The organism is Streptomyces sp. NPDC090119 (assembly GCF_044747085.1).
In the GTDB taxonomy this organism is placed as follows: domain Bacteria; phylum Actinomycetota; class Actinomycetes; order Streptomycetales; family Streptomycetaceae; genus Streptomyces.
On record NZ_JBIVDK010000004.1, the window covers coordinates 485,680 to 500,327 of the forward strand.

General features: G+C 71.7%; 18 protein-coding genes. 12 read left to right on the top strand and 6 right to left on the bottom strand.

Annotated features, from left to right (window positions below):
* Positions 1–105 precede the first annotated feature (105 nt).
* Entirely contained in the window at positions 106–594 is a 489-nt protein-coding gene (locus ACIPPM_RS19960; RefSeq protein WP_401449442.1) for a MarR family winged helix-turn-helix transcriptional regulator, read from the top strand.
* Positions 595–652: 58 nt separating this feature from the next.
* Here the strand turns inward: ACIPPM_RS19960 and eno are convergent, their stop codons facing one another.
* The gene (gene eno / locus ACIPPM_RS19965) at positions 653–1,930 is read right to left on the bottom strand and encodes a phosphopyruvate hydratase (RefSeq protein ID WP_401449445.1); all 1,278 of its coding nucleotides are present in this window, start codon (positions 1,928–1,930) and stop codon (positions 653–655) included.
* Between the two features lie 169 nt (positions 1,931–2,099).
* Between eno and ACIPPM_RS19970 the strand changes: the two genes are divergently transcribed.
* Entirely contained in the window at positions 2,100–2,522 is a 423-nt protein-coding gene (locus ACIPPM_RS19970) for a MarR family winged helix-turn-helix transcriptional regulator (protein ID WP_401449448.1), read from the top strand.
* A 141-nt stretch (positions 2,523–2,663) separates the two neighbouring features.
* The gene (locus ACIPPM_RS19975) at positions 2,664–3,209 is read left to right on the top strand and encodes a pyridoxamine 5'-phosphate oxidase family protein (protein ID WP_401449451.1); all 546 of its coding nucleotides are present in this window, start codon (positions 2,664–2,666) and stop codon (positions 3,207–3,209) included.
* A 13-nt stretch (positions 3,210–3,222) separates the two neighbouring features.
* Here the strand turns inward: ACIPPM_RS19975 and ACIPPM_RS19980 are convergent, their stop codons facing one another.
* On the bottom strand, positions 3,223–4,926 hold the full coding sequence (locus ACIPPM_RS19980) for a purine-cytosine permease family protein (protein WP_401449454.1): 1,704 nt from the start codon (positions 4,924–4,926) through the stop codon (positions 3,223–3,225).
* Between the two features lie 268 nt (positions 4,927–5,194).
* Between ACIPPM_RS19980 and ACIPPM_RS19985 the strand changes: the two genes are divergently transcribed.
* Positions 5,195–5,431 (top strand): hypothetical protein, encoded by a 237-nt coding sequence (locus ACIPPM_RS19985; protein ID WP_401449457.1) that lies wholly within the window; start codon positions 5,195–5,197, stop codon positions 5,429–5,431.
* Between the two features lie 4 nt (positions 5,432–5,435).
* On the opposite strand, the gene ACIPPM_RS19990 is transcribed toward ACIPPM_RS19985, so the two are convergent.
* Positions 5,436–5,837, bottom strand: coding sequence for a PPOX class F420-dependent oxidoreductase (locus ACIPPM_RS19990; protein WP_401449460.1), 402 nt, complete (start codon positions 5,835–5,837; stop codon positions 5,436–5,438).
* Between the two features lie 121 nt (positions 5,838–5,958).
* Here ACIPPM_RS19990 and ACIPPM_RS19995 point away from each other — a divergent pair, with 121 nt between their 5' ends.
* From ACIPPM_RS19995 to ACIPPM_RS20010, 4 genes are all read left to right on the top strand, one after another.
* Complete coding sequence (locus ACIPPM_RS19995; protein ID WP_401449463.1) at positions 5,959–6,186, top strand: DUF5133 domain-containing protein; 228 nt, start codon at positions 5,959–5,961, stop codon at positions 6,184–6,186.
* Between the two features lie 187 nt (positions 6,187–6,373).
* A complete protein-coding gene (locus tag ACIPPM_RS20000; protein ID WP_401449466.1) occupies positions 6,374–8,050 on the top strand; it encodes a SpoIIE family protein phosphatase in 1,677 nt (558 codons plus the stop codon).
* Positions 8,047–9,144, top strand: a complete 1,098-nt coding sequence (locus tag ACIPPM_RS20005; protein ID WP_401449469.1) for a B12-binding domain-containing protein — start codon at positions 8,047–8,049, stop codon at positions 9,142–9,144. The genes ACIPPM_RS20000 and ACIPPM_RS20005 overlap by 4 nt, the downstream gene beginning before the upstream one ends.
* Entirely contained in the window at positions 9,141–9,560 is a 420-nt protein-coding gene (locus tag ACIPPM_RS20010; protein ID WP_401449472.1) for an STAS domain-containing protein, read from the top strand. Before ACIPPM_RS20005 ends, ACIPPM_RS20010 begins: the two co-directional genes overlap by 4 nt.
* Positions 9,561–9,609: 49 nt before the next feature.
* Here the strand turns inward: ACIPPM_RS20010 and ACIPPM_RS20015 are convergent, their stop codons facing one another.
* Positions 9,610–10,011: an ATP-binding protein gene (locus ACIPPM_RS20015; protein ID WP_401449475.1), complete on the bottom strand. Its 402-nt coding sequence runs from the start codon at positions 10,009–10,011 to the stop codon at positions 9,610–9,612.
* Positions 10,012–10,091: 80 nt separating this feature from the next.
* A complete protein-coding gene (locus tag ACIPPM_RS20020) occupies positions 10,092–10,478 on the bottom strand; it encodes an STAS domain-containing protein (RefSeq protein ID WP_401449478.1) in 387 nt (128 codons plus the stop codon).
* Between the two features lie 206 nt (positions 10,479–10,684).
* On the opposite strand from ACIPPM_RS20020, the gene ACIPPM_RS20025 reads away from it, so the two are divergent.
* Genes ACIPPM_RS20025 through ACIPPM_RS20035 form a run of 3 tightly spaced genes read left to right on the top strand, consistent with a single transcriptional unit; the run spans position 10,685 to position 12,683 of the window.
* Positions 10,685–11,107, top strand: a complete 423-nt coding sequence (locus tag ACIPPM_RS20025; protein WP_401449481.1) for a hypothetical protein — start codon at positions 10,685–10,687, stop codon at positions 11,105–11,107.
* 11 nt (positions 11,108–11,118) lie between these two features.
* Positions 11,119–11,742 carry a cell wall protein gene (locus ACIPPM_RS20030; protein WP_401449484.1) on the top strand — a complete coding sequence of 208 codons (624 nt, stop codon included), beginning with the start codon at positions 11,119–11,121 and terminating at the stop codon, positions 11,740–11,742.
* 38 nt (positions 11,743–11,780) lie between these two features.
* On the top strand, positions 11,781–12,683 hold the full coding sequence (locus ACIPPM_RS20035; RefSeq protein WP_401449487.1) for a MauE/DoxX family redox-associated membrane protein: 903 nt from the start codon (positions 11,781–11,783) through the stop codon (positions 12,681–12,683).
* 73 nt (positions 12,684–12,756) lie between these two features.
* On the opposite strand, the gene ACIPPM_RS20040 is transcribed toward ACIPPM_RS20035, so the two are convergent.
* On the bottom strand, positions 12,757–13,905 hold the full coding sequence (locus tag ACIPPM_RS20040) for a PP2C family protein-serine/threonine phosphatase (protein WP_401449490.1): 1,149 nt from the start codon (positions 13,903–13,905) through the stop codon (positions 12,757–12,759).
* Between the two features lie 161 nt (positions 13,906–14,066).
* On the opposite strand from ACIPPM_RS20040, the gene ACIPPM_RS20045 reads away from it, so the two are divergent.
* Positions 14,067–14,552, top strand: a complete 486-nt coding sequence (locus ACIPPM_RS20045; protein ID WP_388998459.1) for a MarR family winged helix-turn-helix transcriptional regulator — start codon at positions 14,067–14,069, stop codon at positions 14,550–14,552.
* Positions 14,553–14,648 lie beyond the last annotated feature (96 nt).

A 14,648-nucleotide genomic window follows, 5' to 3' on the forward strand; every position in this document is an offset into this window, starting at 1 on the left:
GAAGATGCGTACCTTAGGTATCCTTTTGGAGGGCATGGGAGACTCCCGAAGTCCTCCCCGCCGGAGCATATAGATACCTAACTCAGGTATGCAAATGGAGTCGATGTGAACGCAGAGCCCCCCGACGCCCCGTCGGCCGACGTCCTCGCCGTGGTGCCGCGCCTGGCGCAGCTCAGTAACGCCGTCAATCGCGGTCGGCTCACCGAGCGTGCCGCCGAGGCGGCCGGGCTGGCGCTGGACCGTCCGGCGGTGGGGGTGCTGATGACCCTGCACATGGCGGACCGGCCGCTGCGGATCGGCGAGATCGCGGAGCGGATGCAGGTCGTGGGCCCGCATGTGACGCGCCAGGTGCAGGGGTTGGAGCGGCGCGGCCTGGTGCACCGGGTGGCCGACCCTCACGACCGCCGCGCCAGCCTCATCGAGCCGACCTCCGAGGGCGCCCGGGCGGCGAACCGCTACGCGACCTCGCTCGTCGGATGGTTCTCGGAGGCCATCGCGGGCTGGTCGGACGAGGAACGCGCGGACCTCGGGCGGCTGTTGGGGCGGCTCGTGGACGATGTCACCCTGCATCTGGGGCGGTTGGACGAGCGGTGAGGGAGCCTCGGGTGCGGTGTGCCGGGCCCCGGACCGCACACCGCACCGGGCGTGCTCCCTATCGCCGCAGCGCCTCCGCACCCGCGTACCGGGCGCTGTCGCCCAACTCCTCCTCGATACGGATGAGCTGGTTGTACTTGGCGGTACGGTCGGAGCGGGAGAGCGAGCCGGTCTTGATCTGGCCGCAGCCCGTGGCGACCGCCAGGTCCGCGATCGTGGTGTCCTCGGTCTCCCCGGAACGGTGGGACATGACGACGGTGTAGCCCGCGCGGTGGGCGGCACCGACCGTGGCCAGCGCCTCCGTCAGGGTGCCGATCTGATTGACCTTCACCAGAACCGAGTTGGCGACGCCGGAGGCGATGCCCTCGCGCAGCAGGGTCTCGTTCGTGCAGAAGACGTCGTCGCCGGTGAGCTGGCAGTGCGCGCCGACCCGTGCGGTCAGGTCCCGCCAGCCCGTCAGGTCGTCCTCGGCCATCGGGTCCTCGATGGACACGACGGGGTAGGAGTCGATCAACTTGACCAGGTAGTCGACCTGTTCGGCGGGCGTACGTCGCACTCCCTCGCCGGTGTAGTCGTAGACGCCGTCGCGGAAGAACTCGGACGACGCCGGGTCCATGACCAGGCCGACGTCGGTCCCGGGCCGATATCCCGTGCGCTCGACGGCCGCCACGACGAACTCGAGCGCCTCCTCGGCGGTGCGCAGGGCGGGTGCGAAGCCGCCCTCGTCGCCCACACCCGTGGAGTGCCCGGCGGCGAGCAGGTCCCGGCGCAGGGTGTGGAAGATCTCGGACCCCATCCGCACGGCCTCGGCGAAGGTGTCCGCACCGATCGGGGCGACCATGAACTCCTGGAAGTCCAGCGGATTGTCGGCGTGCGCGCCGCCGTTGACGATGTTCATCATCGGCACCGGCAGCAGCCGGGCGTCGGAGCCGCCGAGGTAGCGGTAGAGCGGCAGCCGGTGGGCGGCGGCCGCGGCCTTGGCGGCGGCCAGGGAGACGCCGAGGATCGCGTTCGCGCCGAGCCTGGACTTGGTGGGGGTGCCGTCCGTGGCGATGAGGGCGGCGTCGAGGCCGGCCTGGTCCTCGGCCTCCCGGCCGACGACGACGGCCGCCAGCTCGGTGTCGACGTGGCGTACCGCCTGGTCGACGCCCTTGCCGTGCCAGCGGGCCGGGTCGCCGTCGCGGAGTTCGACGGCCTCTCGTGCGCCGGTGGAGGCGCCGGAGGGCACCGCTGCCCGGCCGAGCGAGCCGTCCGCCAGAGTCACGTCCACCTCGACGGTGGGGTTGCCCCGGCTGTCCAGGATGCGGCGGCCGGTGACGGAGGTGATGGCGGTCATGGGAGTCCTCCCGTTGTCGCATAAGTGCCGGACCCGGCTGCGGCGACGATGGCGCAGGACCCGACGCGGAGGAACTCTACAGCCAATCTGCGCAGCGATGCTGTTGAGTGTGGCTGTTCAGTTCTGCTGCGCAGATTCGCTGCGCAGTCGTGCTGGGATAAAATTCGGTATGCATCTTCCGGAATCCGCCGCCGTCGCCGCCGAACTGCGTACCGCGATGGGAAAGCTCACGCGGCGCGTGAAGCTCGAGGATCAGATGCCGCTCGGCCAGGTGGCCGTCCTCGGCTCACTGGACCGCAGCGGTGCGATGACGACCAGTGAACTGGCCGCCGACCAGCGGGTACGCCCGCAGTCCATGGCGCGGGCCGTCGGACTCCTGATGGACCAGGGCCTCATCACCCGCCGGGCCCACCCCACCGACGGCCGCAAGAGCCTGGTCGAACTCTCCACCGAGGGTCGCGCACTGCTGGAGGAGGAACGGGAACGCAGGGCGGACTGGCTCGCGCGGGCCATCGAGGCGGAACTGACTGGGGAAGAACGGGAGTTGCTGGCGCGAGCCATCGGGCTGGTGGAGCGGGTGGCGGCGCATTAGGGGGTGCCTCGTCGGTCACGCCGGGCTCGCGGTGCCTGGCACCGCACCTCGCCGCGGCCGTGCGTCCGTGCGTGCGCGCGTGCGAGGTGGCGACCGAACGGGGGCAGCGTCGTTACTCCCGGCAGACGGAAGGAGACCCCGATGCCCACCCCCGACCCCACCACCGAACTCGACGCCCGCTACAGCTCCGCTCTCCACCCCCGCCCCGGCGCCGAGAACGCCACCCCCACCCCCTGGCCCGAGGCCGAGCGCCACCTCGCGGACGCCGAGATCTTCTGGGTGTCCACCGTGCGCCCCGACGGCAGGCTGCACGTCACCCCCGTGCTCGCTGCCTGGCACGACGGGGTGCTGTACTTCTCCACCGGGCCGGAGGAGCAGAAGGCGAAGAACCTCACGCGGGACGCGCACTGCGCGCTGACCACCGGGCGGAACTCCCTCACCGAGGGGCTCGACCTGATCGTGGAGGGGCGGGCGGAACAGGTCACCGATCCGGCGAGGCTGGAGGAGGTGATCGCGGCCTACGAGGCGAAGTACGGGGCGCACATCACCTCGCCGGAGGGCACCTTCTTCGGGATGGGGGACGCGTTCCGGACCGGGCGGTCCGTGGTGTTCGCGGTGGAGCCCGACACGGCGTACGGATTCGGGCGGGAGGGCGGGGTCTTCACCCACACCCGGTGGACGTTCTGACCGTGACACCGTGCTACGCGAGCGACTGGCCCGACGCGGGCAGCACATGGTCGCCGACCCGGTCCGTGCTCAGGCACAGGGAGCAGACCACCGCGTCGTGCGTGGCGCACGCCGTCACATCGGGCCGCTCGTACGGCTGGTGGCAGACATGGCAGTCGTACGCCGTGCCGCTCGGGTTGCCGTCCGCGTCCAGGAGCGGTTCCGGGATGCCGTCGTCCGCGCGCCGCAGGTAGTACGCGCCCTTGGTGGCCACGGCCATCAGGGGCGTGAGGGCGAAGGCGATGACCGCGGCGGCGACGGGGGAGTACGGCTGGAGGGTGTCACCGAAGGCGTGGAAGTACATGGCGATGGACAGCCCGGAGGCGGCGACGAAGGACACCACGCCCACTGGGTTGACCGGGTGGAGCATGCCGCGGCGGAACTCCGGGACGAGCGGGGACAGTTCGAGCAGATACTTGTTGACGCCGATGTCGGTGGCGACGGTGACCACCCAGGCGATGGCGCAGTTGGAGTAGAAGCCCAGGATGCCGTTCAGGAAGCTGAACATGTCGGCCTCCATCAGGGCGAGCGCGAAGCCCAGGTTGACCAGCACGAACACCATGCGGCCGGGATAGCGCCCGGTGACGCGGGTGAAGGAGTTGGTCCAGGCGAGCGAGCCGGAGTAGGCGTTCGTCACGTTGATCTTGATCTGGCTGATCACCACCAGCACCACGGCCAGCGGCACCACCAGCCAGGACGGCAGCATCGCGTCGAAGGCGCCCTTGAACTGCTGGATGGGCTCGGGCGCGACCGACGGGCCGACCGAGGCCAGGATGTAGACCGCGAGGAAGACCCCGATCGCCTGCTTCAGCGCGCCGAGCATCACCCAGCCGGGCCCGGCCATCACCACGGCCGTCCACCAACGGCGCTTGTTCGCGTCGGTCTTGGGCGGCATGAAGCGCAGGTAGTCGATCTGCTCGCCGATCTGCGCGATGAGGGAGAGGCAGACGCCCGCGCCGAGGAGCACGGAGGCGGTGTTCACGCCGCCGTCGCCGCCGGTGCCCGGGTAGGAGAGGAAGCGGTCGACCGTGCCCGGATCGTTGGCCACCAGGTACACCAGCGGCCCGACCATCAGCACCAGCCACACCGGTGTCGTCCACACCTGGAGCTTGCTGAGCGCCTTCATGCCGTAGACCACCAGCGGGATCACCATCAGCGTGGACACCAAGTAGCCCAGCCACAAAGGGAGTCCGAGCCCGAGGCGTAGCCCCTGGGCCATGATCGAGCCCTCGAGCGCGAAGAAGATGAAGGTGAAGCTGGCGAAGATGACGCTGGTCAGGACCGAGCCGTAGTAGCCGAAGCCCGCACCGCGGGTGATCAGATCCAGGTCGATGTTGTAGCGGGCGCCGTAGTAGGCGAGCGGGAAGCCGGTGACGAAGATGACGACGGCGGCCACGGCGATGGCGACCAGCGCGTTGCCGGTGCCGTGCGCCAGGCCGATGCCCGCGCCGATCGAGAAGTCGGCCATGTACGCGATGCCGCCGAGCGCCGTGGTGGCCACCACCATCGGGGTCCAGCGGCGGTAACTCCGGGGCGCGTAGCGGAGGGTGTAGTCCTCCAGCGTCTCCTTGGTCGCCTGGCTCGTGGCGGATGTCGCCGGGCCGCCGGCCCGCGCCTCGGCGTCCGCCTCTGTCTCTGTCTCTGCGTCTGCCGTCGGTCGTGACTCCGTCGCGCTCATGCCACGTCTCCCTCGGTGCGGGTGCCGGGTCCGAGCCCTCGTACCAGGGCCGGCGGGACCGGCAGGCTACGAAGCGCGTGTTTCCCGAGGTCCCGCCTCCCGTGAACGGCCCGTTACACGGTCGCTGCCGCGCACGGAGAGACCGGCGGGGCGTGCGATGCCGGGACGGGGGCACCGGAAACGCACCGCACCTTCACAGCGGCCGCTCGCTGGCCGGAGGCGCGGCGGGCATCCGTACAGAGCTGTCTGCCGGGGAGGAGCCCCCATCGTGGCCATCGTCGCGTTTCTGTTGCTGCCGGTCGTGACCATGCTGCTGTACGGCATGGACCGTACCGAGGACTGGCTGAGCCGTGCGCCCAAGCCGCCCCGCCACGCCCGGTCCCGCCACCTGCGGCTGATCCACGGCGGCAGGCGGGAGGCAGCCCCGGTCGGCCAGGCGGCCCCGGTCGGCCAGGCGGCCCCGGTCGGCCAGGAGGCATCCGAGGCCGGGACCGAGGCCGCGTGACCCGTCAGCCGCGCGGGCTGCTGATCCGCTCCGGCTCGATGACGTAGATCACCCGCACCTGGTCCCGTCCGCCGAACCACGGATAGGGACCGCCCAGGTACCGGTGCGCGAGCGCCTCGATGTGATCGACCGCGCCCTCGGTGGTCACCCGCACCACCCGGCCGCGGATCTGCACGTACGACGAGGGGTCGGCAGGGTCGGAGACCGCGACGGCCACCCGCGGGTCCCGTGCGATGTTCCGCGTCTTCTGATGGGACTCCACGCTGTTGATCAGTACATGCTCGCCGTCGGTGTCGACCCACGTCTGGGTGAGCTGGGGCGAGCCGTCGGGCATCGTGGTGGCGATGTAGCAGGTGCTGGCGCCGCGCAACAGCGCCACCAACTCCTCGCCGAGGGGAACGGACACGGGGAGATCTCCGGTAGATCGGGGGGCGACGGGGTGAAGAAAGACAGGCATGACGGAACGCACCCAGGGTAATCGGATGGACGCAGCACCCATGTGACCGTGGATCAGAGGGAGACTCCAGATGCTGATGGCCCACCCCGCCGTCCTGCAGAACCTGATCGAGCAGTACGACGCCCTGTGCGTCCTGGCAGCGCAGGAGGGTGGCGCCGAGGTCAGGCGGCGTATGGACGACATCGCCTACACCCTCTGCGTGGCCACCGGCACCCGCGACATTGACGCGGCGCTGATCGCGGCCCGGCACCGGCTGCCCGGCGCGCGCCCCGAGGACGACTCCCTGGTGCCCGCCTGACCCGCCTGAACTGCCCCCGCCCACAAGGCTGTCCACCGGTCAAGGGGGCGATTTGCTCCAGGTGTGGTGAATATGTGCGGAAATCTGTCGGGCGTTGCGTGTGGCCGGTGGATGCGAGACCGTTGTCATCGGTAAACGTTCTCGATCGACAGAGAGGTGGTGGAGCGCACGCTCGCGCTCCCCGACTGTGATTTCTTCTCCGGGTACACCCGATAGTCCGCAGGCCACCGGTGTCGGCGTCGACACGGCGTGGAACAACGCCCCCTGTCCCGTGCTGGTGGTCGACACCGACGGGACCGTGGTCGAGACGAACGAGGCGGCACGCCGCCTGATACCGCTTGTGGCAGGGGACTCCATCGCGGCGGCGGCCATGCCGGCCTGGCTGGCCTCGGCCGACCGTGCGCTGCGCGCCGCGGGAGCCCCGGTGGATCGTGTGTCGGGCGAGATCGCCGGACGCAGCTTCGAGGCGTATCCCTCCGACTGCGGCGACGGCACCGTCGTGTGGTGGCTGCTGGAGGACACCGACCGCCGCCTCGCCGAGCGGGCGCTGCGCGGCGAGCGCGAGCGCGCCGCCCTGCTCGCCGAGGTCTCCAGCGCCCTGCTGTCCTCGCTGAACGTCGAGCGGTGCATGACGGTCACCGCGCGGATGGCCGCGGGCCATCTCGCTGACGCGGCGATGATCGTCGCCCCCGCCCAGGGCCGCCGTCACCCGCTGACCTATGCCCGGTCGAGCGGTGAGGTCACCCAGACCATGCTGCAGATCGACCCGCGCTCGGTGGCCGGGCTCGCGGAGGCGCTCCAGGGCTTCCCGCCGGTCCCCGCCCGCTGGATCGACCCCGACGAGCTGCCCGGCTGGGCCGTGCCCGAGGACTTCGACGGCCCGATCGGATCGGTCATAGTCACCCCGCTGCCGGGCCACGGCGTGCCCGCCGGCGTGCTGATCCTGCTGCGCTCCAGCACCCACCAGGCGTTCACGGAGGGCGAGGAGGTCTTCGCGCGGCTGTTCGCCGCACGGGCCGGGGTGGCACTCTCGGCCGCACGTCTGTACGCCGAACAACGTTCCATCACCACCACCCTCATGCGGGAACTCCTGCCGCCGCGCCTGGAGCGCGTCCACGGCGTCGAGTACGCGGGTGCCTACCGGGCGGCACGCGACCACGAGCGGGTGGGCGGCGACTTCTACGACGTCCATCCGGGCGCGGACGCGGGCAAGGAGACCTTCGTCGTCCTCGGTGACGTGGCGGGCAAGGGGCTGGAGGCCGCCGTCCTCACCGGCAAGATCCGCAGCGTCCTGCACGCGCTGCTGCCGCTGTCCGCCGACCACCAGCAGGTGCTGTCGCTGCTCAACGGCGCCCTGCTCAACGGCCACCACACCCGGTTCGCCACGCTGGTGCTGGCGTCCGTCACCCGCCGCTCCGGCCAGGTGCGGCTGCGGCTGACCAGTGCCGGACACCTGCCGCCGCTGATCATCAGGAGCGACGGCCGGGTGGAGGAGGCGCCGACCCAGGGGCAGCTGGTCGGCGCGATGCCCGAGGTCACCGCCCGCAGCGCCCATGTGTCGCTGGCGCCGGGGGAGACCTGCCTGCTCTACACGGACGGGATCACCGAAGCCTCCGGCGGCCCGCTGGGTGACCAGTTCTTCGGCGAGGAGCGGCTGCGCGCGGCCCTCGGCCCGTGCGCCCGGATGCCCGCGGAAGCGGTGGTGGAGCGGGTACAGATGCTGGCGGCGCAGTGGCTGGACGGCGGTCGGCACGACGACATGGCCAGCCTCGCCATCACCAACCCGGCCGGCGGCCACGGCGCCCTGCACGCCGTGGGCGGCCAGCACGACGCGGTGTCCGGACACGGGGCGGGTCGTCGATGAGCGGTACCGGCGCGACGGTGGAGGACCGCGCGGAGCTGTCGGAGCGGCTGTGGGCCGCGGTGATCGCCAAGGACGAGTCGGCTGCCGTACGCGAGGTGTTCGCGGCGGCCGACGAGGGAGCGGGCCGGGAGAGTCTGCTGCTGGAGGTGCTCGGCGGGGTCCAGCGCCGGGTCGGCACGGAATGGGCCGCCGACCGGATCAGCGTCGCCGAGGAGCACGCGGCCACCGCGATCATCGACCGGGTCATCGCCGCTCTCGCCCACCGCGTCCCGGCGCCCGCCCGCTCGGGGTCCCGGCCCCGGATCACGGTCGCCTGCGTGGACGGCGAATGGCATGTGCTGCCCGCCCGGCTGCTCGCCGAGGTGCTCACCGGGCGCGGCTGGCAGGTGGACTTCCTGGGCGCCCACACCTCCACCCCCCATCTGATCGCGCACCTGCACGCGACCAACCCGGTGGCCACGCTGCTCTCGGCCTCGCTGCCCCTGCACCTGCCGAGCGCGCACACCGCGGTGACGGCCGTGCAGTCCGTCGGCATCCCCGTCATGGTCGGTGGGGCGGCCTTCGGCGAGGACGGCCGCTACGCCCGGCTGATCGGCGCCGACGCCTGGGCCCCCGACGCCCGCGCGGCCGCCGGGTTGCTGGCGGACGGGCTGATCCGCCCCGAGCCCGTCACGCGGCAGCAGGTCGACGACCTGCCCCACCTGGCGGACCAGGAGTACACCCTGATCAAGGGGAACCGTTCCGCCCTCGTCCGGCAGTCCCTCGCGACGCTGGAGACACGCTGGCCCGGCATGCGCGCGTACACCGAGGTCCAGCGCGAGCGCACCGCCGAGGACCTCGCGCACATCGTGGACTTCCTGGCCACCGCCCTCTACGTGGACGACACGGAGCTGTTCACCGGCTTCATCCTGTGGAGCGCGGAGATCCTCCGGGCCCGCCGCGTTCCCCCGCACAGTCTGCGGACGGGGCTGGACATCCTGGGGGAGGAACTGCGCGACTTCCCCCGCGCCCTCGGCTTCCTCAAGGCGGCCGGGGCGGCCCTGCCCGCGCCGCCCGCCACCCGAACCAGCTCCCGCCCAGGAAAGACCGCATGACCTTCCACCAGCCCGTCGGCTTCTCCGTCACCGTCGAAGCCGTCGACCCGCGCACGATACGGCTGACCCTCCAGGGAGTCCTCGACTTCGAGACCGGGGACGAGTTCCTCGACGTCGTGGGCGAGACGCTGGACGCGCACGCCGTGGACCACGGCCCGGTCCTGCGCGAGCTGCACATGAACTGCGCGGGCCTGCGCCTGCTCGACTCCAGTGGGCTGTCCGCCCTGCTCACGCTGCGGCGCCGGACCCACCCGGCGGGCATCACCCTGCACCTGCGGCACCGGCCGGTGCAGCTGATCCGGATGCTGGCGCTCACCGGGACCGCCGAGTACCTCACCGCCGCCGCGGACGGCACCGCCGAGACCGTCGGGCCCGGCGGGGAACTCGCCGACGAGGCCGGTTCCACCTCGTCCTGAGCCTCAGCGCTCCGGGACCGACCGCCTCAGCGCTCCGGGACCGACCGCCTCAGTGCTCCGTGGCCGACCGCTCCGCGAGGTCACCGGCGGGCAGCTTCCACCACGCGGTGATCGTCTTGCCCCGTGTGGTGGGGGCGATGGCGGTGTGGTCGCTGAGTCTCTCCACCAGCCCGAGACCGAGTCCCCCCCTGCCGTCCAGGGGCGGGTTCGGGCGCGGAGTGGGCAGTTCGGGGCTGTCGTCGGAGATCTCCAGGACGAGCTGCCCCTCCTCGTGTCTGAGGACGAGCGACCAGGTGCCGTCGGGGGTGTGCCGGACGGCGTTGGTGACCAGCTCGCTCACGACGATCTGCACCGCCTCCGTGTCCGCGCCCGGACAGTGCGCGTCCAGGTACGCCGCCGCGAGCCGACGTGCGTCGGCCGGTGACGATGCCTGGGAGTGTGCGGTGAACATGAGCCCCTTTCGTGCGGGCGTGCTTTCCCTGCACGTGCCCCCGCCCGGACGGTACACGCCGACAAGAGGGACAGAACCGCTCACGGCCGTGCCTGACGCGGCAGCGAGGACAGGGCGGCACGGACCGACTCCAGATCGGGATGCGAGGGCAGCACCCGGCCCGCTCCCGTGAGTTCCAGCAGGCGCCGCACGGTTCCGTCACCGCCGAAGACGCCGACGCTCCGGCGCCGGGCCGTACGCAGCAGATGGTTGAGCAGGGAGGAGTCGCAGAAGCCGACCTCCCTGAGGTCGAACACGAGCGGCCCCGTCCAGCCGACCAGGGCGTCCTCGGTCGCGTCCTCCACCGTCTCGAGTTCCTCGGGGTCGAGGTGCCCGCGCAGTCCGATCACCCACAGCTCTCCGTCGGCCCGCGAGTACGCCACCGCCGGGGGGATCGCTTCCTCAAACATCTGACTGCGGTTCACCATGAGGCCATCGTGCCGTACGGGGTCCATCGAATCCCAGCCCAGGGGCGAGCGGTGACCTTCCGCACTCCCGGAAGATCACCGTCAGGCACCGCGTGCGTGCTCTATGCAACCCGCGTAGACGCGCGCATCATGGGAGCGCTCCATCGCTCCATCGCTCCGCCCCATCCCAAGTTTGTCATGTACCTGCAATAAGGGAGGACCGCACGATGGCTTGTGGATCGACCAGCCTCTGGGCCGGTGAGACCAGTTGGTTCTGCTGCGGCAACTCATGGGGGCCCTGCGGCAGCGCCGGTGGCGGCGCCTGCGGCAACTGCCAGTCCAGCGCGCACCACGGCGCCTGGCCCAACGCCTCGGCGAACTGTTTCAACATCACCCGGCCCGACCTCTGCGGCGAGAACATCCCCCGGCGCGGCTGCGGTTCGGTGATGAACGTCCGCCACCAGTGCTCCGGCGCCACGGTGTGCATCACCATCACCGACTGCGGCCCCCGGACCAAGGACTGGTGCGGCGAGGCCACCTGCTGCAACGGCGCCTGCCGCACCAACCGCGTGCTCGACCTGACCCCGGCCGCCTTCTCGGCGATCGGCAACCTCAGCTCCGGCAGGCTCCCCGTCTACAGCTACGAGTGAGGAGGCCCGACATGAACGCGACGAACAACCCGGGTATGCCCCCCGAGGGGCTGCGCCGCCGCCGCTTCCTCACCACCGCCGCCCTCGGCGGCGCGACCATCGTCGGCGCCAGCGCACTCGGCGGGCTGGACGCCGACGCGGCCTTCGCGGCCGAGCCCTCGCTGGACCCGGCCATCGCCAAGTCCTCCTTCGTGGAAGGGAGGATCACCGGCATCACCGGCAGTGTGCTGGAGGTGGCCGGCTCCACCGGCGGCCACGCGCGGGTACGGATGACCAACGTCACCAGCGTGTGGAAGGTCCGGCCCACCACCGCCGAGGTCATCGAGGTCGGCGACGGGCTCTACGCGCGCGGAGTCCCCATGCCCGACGGCACGGTGGCCGCCGACGCGGTCTGGGTGAACATCGTCAACCTCGACACCCAGATCCGGGGCATCGCCAGGAACCGCGTCCACCTCGCCCACGGACAGCACGAGGTCGTCGGCAACATCCTCCCCGACACCGGCGCCTCCTACGCCGGACGCGGACTGACCTCGGACCTGTCCCGGCTGCGCATCGGACAGAGCGCCCAAGTGCTGGGCGCCTGGCGGCCGTCCGACGACTCCGTGGACGTCGTCCGTATCTCCGTCGGGCACTGACATCGGACGTCGAACATCGGACATCGGGAGAGGCGCAGATGCTGTCACTGATCACGGGACTCGTCCCGCTCCTCCTCGCCGGGCTGCTCGGCTGGGCCGGCGCGGTGAAGGCCCTCGGCCGGAACGTCGTCCGTACGGCGCCGAAGACCGCACTGGCCCGCCTGCTGAGCAGCAGCGAGCGGGCCGTCCTGGTGCTCCGTGCCACGGGGTGGGCCGAACTGCTCCTGGCCGGAGCTCTGCTGGCGGTACCCGGCAGCGCGCTGCCAGGAGCGGCCACCGCGGTCCTCGGGGCGGCGTTCCTCGGCTATCTCGGGTACGGCCGTGCCCGGGCCCCTCAGGCGTCCTGCGGCTGCTCCGCGAGCGAGGACACACCGGTCACCTGGCGTGCCTTCGCCCGCGCCGCGCTCGTCCTGACGGGCGGGGTCACGGCGGCGGTGGCGCGTCGCACCTGGTGGGGCGCGCCGGGGGACCGGCCGGTGACCTCGGCCGTGCTGCTTGTTGTGGGCGCCCTGGTGCTGTTCGCGCTCTCGGCCGACCTGGACCGGTGGTGGCTGCTGCCGCTGCGCCGCACCCGGCTGCGCGTGTTCGGCCACCCGCTGACCGGCGGGGGCGGCACACAGCGGGTGCCGGTGGCCGCCAGCGTCGAACTGCTGGAGAACTCCCTTGCCTGGCAGACCACTTCACCCGTGGTGCGGTCGGCGCTGCTGGATCACTGGGAGAGCGACGGCTGGCGCATCCTGCACTACTCCGGCGTCCACGGCGAGGGTGACGCGGCCCGCCCGGTGGCGGTCCTGTTCGCCCTGGACGCCTCCGTCGGCCGTGACACGCCCGGCGATCCGGTGATCCGGGTCAGCTATGTCGACGCGGACACGGGGGCGCCGGTGGCCGCCGGGGAACCGCGTGCGACCCCGGCCCGCCGCTCGCTGCGGCTGGTCGACTGAAAAGCTCCGGCCCGGTGCGGCCGCCGTGTGGGTCCGGCGGTCGCACCGGGCCGGTGCGCGATGAACGGGGCCGTCAGCGGCCGTGCCAGTCCAGGCAGACCACCAGCGCGTCGTCGTCCGGGGCCGGGGTGCCGCGGTGCTCGGCCAGCTCGCGCAGTACCGCCCCGGGCACCTCCGAGGCCGGGAGCAGCCGGGTGGACTGGATGGCCCGCGTCAGCGCGGAGTCCCCGTACGCCTCGCCCTTGGGCGACGCGACCGCGTACACGCCGTCGCTGACGAACACCAGCCGGTCGCCCGGCTCGACCTGGAAGTGCTGGGTGACGTAGTCGGTCTCCTCGAACATGCCGAGCGGCAGCTGGGCGTCGAAGCCGATGCGCTCCACGGCGCCGTCGCGCAGCCGCAGCATCTGCGGGCAGCCCGCGTCCACCACCTTGGTGCGCCCGGTGGCGAGGTCGAAGTCCAGCATCAGCACCGACAGATGGCGGTGTCCCTGGTACTGGGCGTACACCGCCTGGTCGGCCAGGGCCGCCTGGTCGGCGAGCGGGATGCCGGCCCTGCGGGCGTTGCGCAGGGCGTTGACCGCGAGGTTGGTGAGCAGCGCGGCCTCTATGCCCTCGCCCATGCCGTTGGAGACGTACAGGGTGAGCTGGTCCGCGGTGGACGACCAGTCGTAGTTGTCGCCGTGTATCGCGTACGCGGGCTCCAGCTGGGCGCCGAGGTCGAACTCGGGCAGCGAGCAGGAGCGGCCGGGCAGCAGCTGCCACTGCATCTCGGCGGCCAGGGTGAGCCGGTCCTGCCGCCGGGCCTGGAGATACAGGTCGGTCTCGCGGTCGGCGACCAGCACCTCGTGCCCCAGCACCTGGGCGATCGCGGCCAGCTCGGGCAGCGCCGCGCGGGTCTCCTCGGTGTCGGGCAGGGTCACCGTGAGCACCCCCAGCCGGTCTCCGTGCACGGTCACGGGCAACTGGACCCGCACCCTGTCCTCCGCGACGCCCTCCAGGAAGGGTTCCTGCGCGCCGAAGGCACGGCCCGCGGCGCTGTTGCGCAGGGAGACCGGGGGCAGCGCGTGGGCCGGTGTGGTGACCGGCTGGAGCACGGTGAGGCTGTAATCGGCCAGGAGGAACTCCACGGCCTCGGCCGCGTAGTGCGCGGCCAGCTCCCGGCGGACGGCGTCGGCCAGGGCGTAGGGGGGCGCCGTGCGCAGCGCCCGCTCGACAGCCATGAATCTGTTCACGATCGTAGGTATGCCAATCTCTCACCCGTGAGAACGCTACGCCCGCCCCGCGATGGGCCGAGTGGTGGAGGTAGCGTGCCGTCTTCTTGGATATTCCGGACCGTCTTGCCTGCTAGTAGGCTGTGGGTCGTCCCCGTACCTGCGAGAGTGTGACCGTGACGAACTTCCACCCCCGCCCAGAACCCGTCGAAGTCGCGCGTGTGACCTCGACGGCCGCGGAACTGCTGGAAGTCCTGTGGGGCCGTGCCTCCACAGCACCCGCCTCCGCGTCCCAGCTGCGTGTGCTGCTCATCCTGGAGCACCAGGAGGGCATCAACCTGCGCACCCTCGCGGACCATCTCGCCTCCACCCCGCCCTCGACCAGCCGTCTGTGCGACCGGCTCCAGGCCGCGGGATTCGTCGAGCGCGAACTGAGCCGTACGGACCGGCGCGAGGTGCGCCTGTACCTCAGCAACCGGGGCCGGGCCTTCCTGACGGACCTGCGCGCCCGGCGCGAGGAGACGCTGCGCTCGGTGCTGGAGCGGATGTCGTCCGGGGACCGCAGCGCCCTGCTCACCGGGCTCGAGGCGTTCTGCGCGGTGGCTTCGGAACAGATACACGGGTACGACGAGTCCTCCGGCACCCGGACCGCCTGAGCGAGCCGGTCCGCAGCCGCCAGGGCTGCCGTGGATCGTGGCCGGTGACCGGCGAACGGAGCGGCCTCCGCCGACCGGAACATCCCAGATCCTTCC

Excerpts from the sequence above, each read along its gene's own strand:
- eno (WP_401449445.1), bottom strand. The coding sequence starts at position 1,930 with ATGACCGCCATCACCTCCGTCACCGGCCGCCGCATCCTGGACAGCCGG.
- ACIPPM_RS19970 (WP_401449448.1), top strand. The coding sequence starts at position 2,100 with ATGCATCTTCCGGAATCCGCCGCCGTCGCCGCCGAACTGCGTACCGCG.
- ACIPPM_RS19975 (WP_401449451.1), top strand. The coding sequence starts at position 2,664 with ATGCCCACCCCCGACCCCACCACCGAACTCGACGCCCGCTACAGCTCC.
- ACIPPM_RS19980 (WP_401449454.1), bottom strand. The coding sequence starts at position 4,926 with ATGAGCGCGACGGAGTCACGACCGACGGCAGACGCAGAGACAGAGACA.
- ACIPPM_RS19995 (WP_401449463.1), top strand. The coding sequence starts at position 5,959 with ATGCTGATGGCCCACCCCGCCGTCCTGCAGAACCTGATCGAGCAGTAC.
- ACIPPM_RS20005 (WP_401449469.1), top strand. The coding sequence starts at position 8,047 with ATGAGCGGTACCGGCGCGACGGTGGAGGACCGCGCGGAGCTGTCGGAG.
- ACIPPM_RS20010 (WP_401449472.1), top strand. The coding sequence starts at position 9,141 with ATGACCTTCCACCAGCCCGTCGGCTTCTCCGTCACCGTCGAAGCCGTC.
- ACIPPM_RS20015 (WP_401449475.1), bottom strand. The coding sequence starts at position 10,011 with ATGTTCACCGCACACTCCCAGGCATCGTCACCGGCCGACGCACGTCGG.
- ACIPPM_RS20020 (WP_401449478.1), bottom strand. The coding sequence starts at position 10,478 with ATGGTGAACCGCAGTCAGATGTTTGAGGAAGCGATCCCCCCGGCGGTG.
- ACIPPM_RS20025 (WP_401449481.1), top strand. The coding sequence starts at position 10,685 with ATGGCTTGTGGATCGACCAGCCTCTGGGCCGGTGAGACCAGTTGGTTC.
- ACIPPM_RS20030 (WP_401449484.1), top strand. The coding sequence starts at position 11,119 with ATGAACGCGACGAACAACCCGGGTATGCCCCCCGAGGGGCTGCGCCGC.
- ACIPPM_RS20035 (WP_401449487.1), top strand. The coding sequence starts at position 11,781 with ATGCTGTCACTGATCACGGGACTCGTCCCGCTCCTCCTCGCCGGGCTG.
- ACIPPM_RS20040 (WP_401449490.1), bottom strand. The coding sequence starts at position 13,905 with ATGGCTGTCGAGCGGGCGCTGCGCACGGCGCCCCCCTACGCCCTGGCC.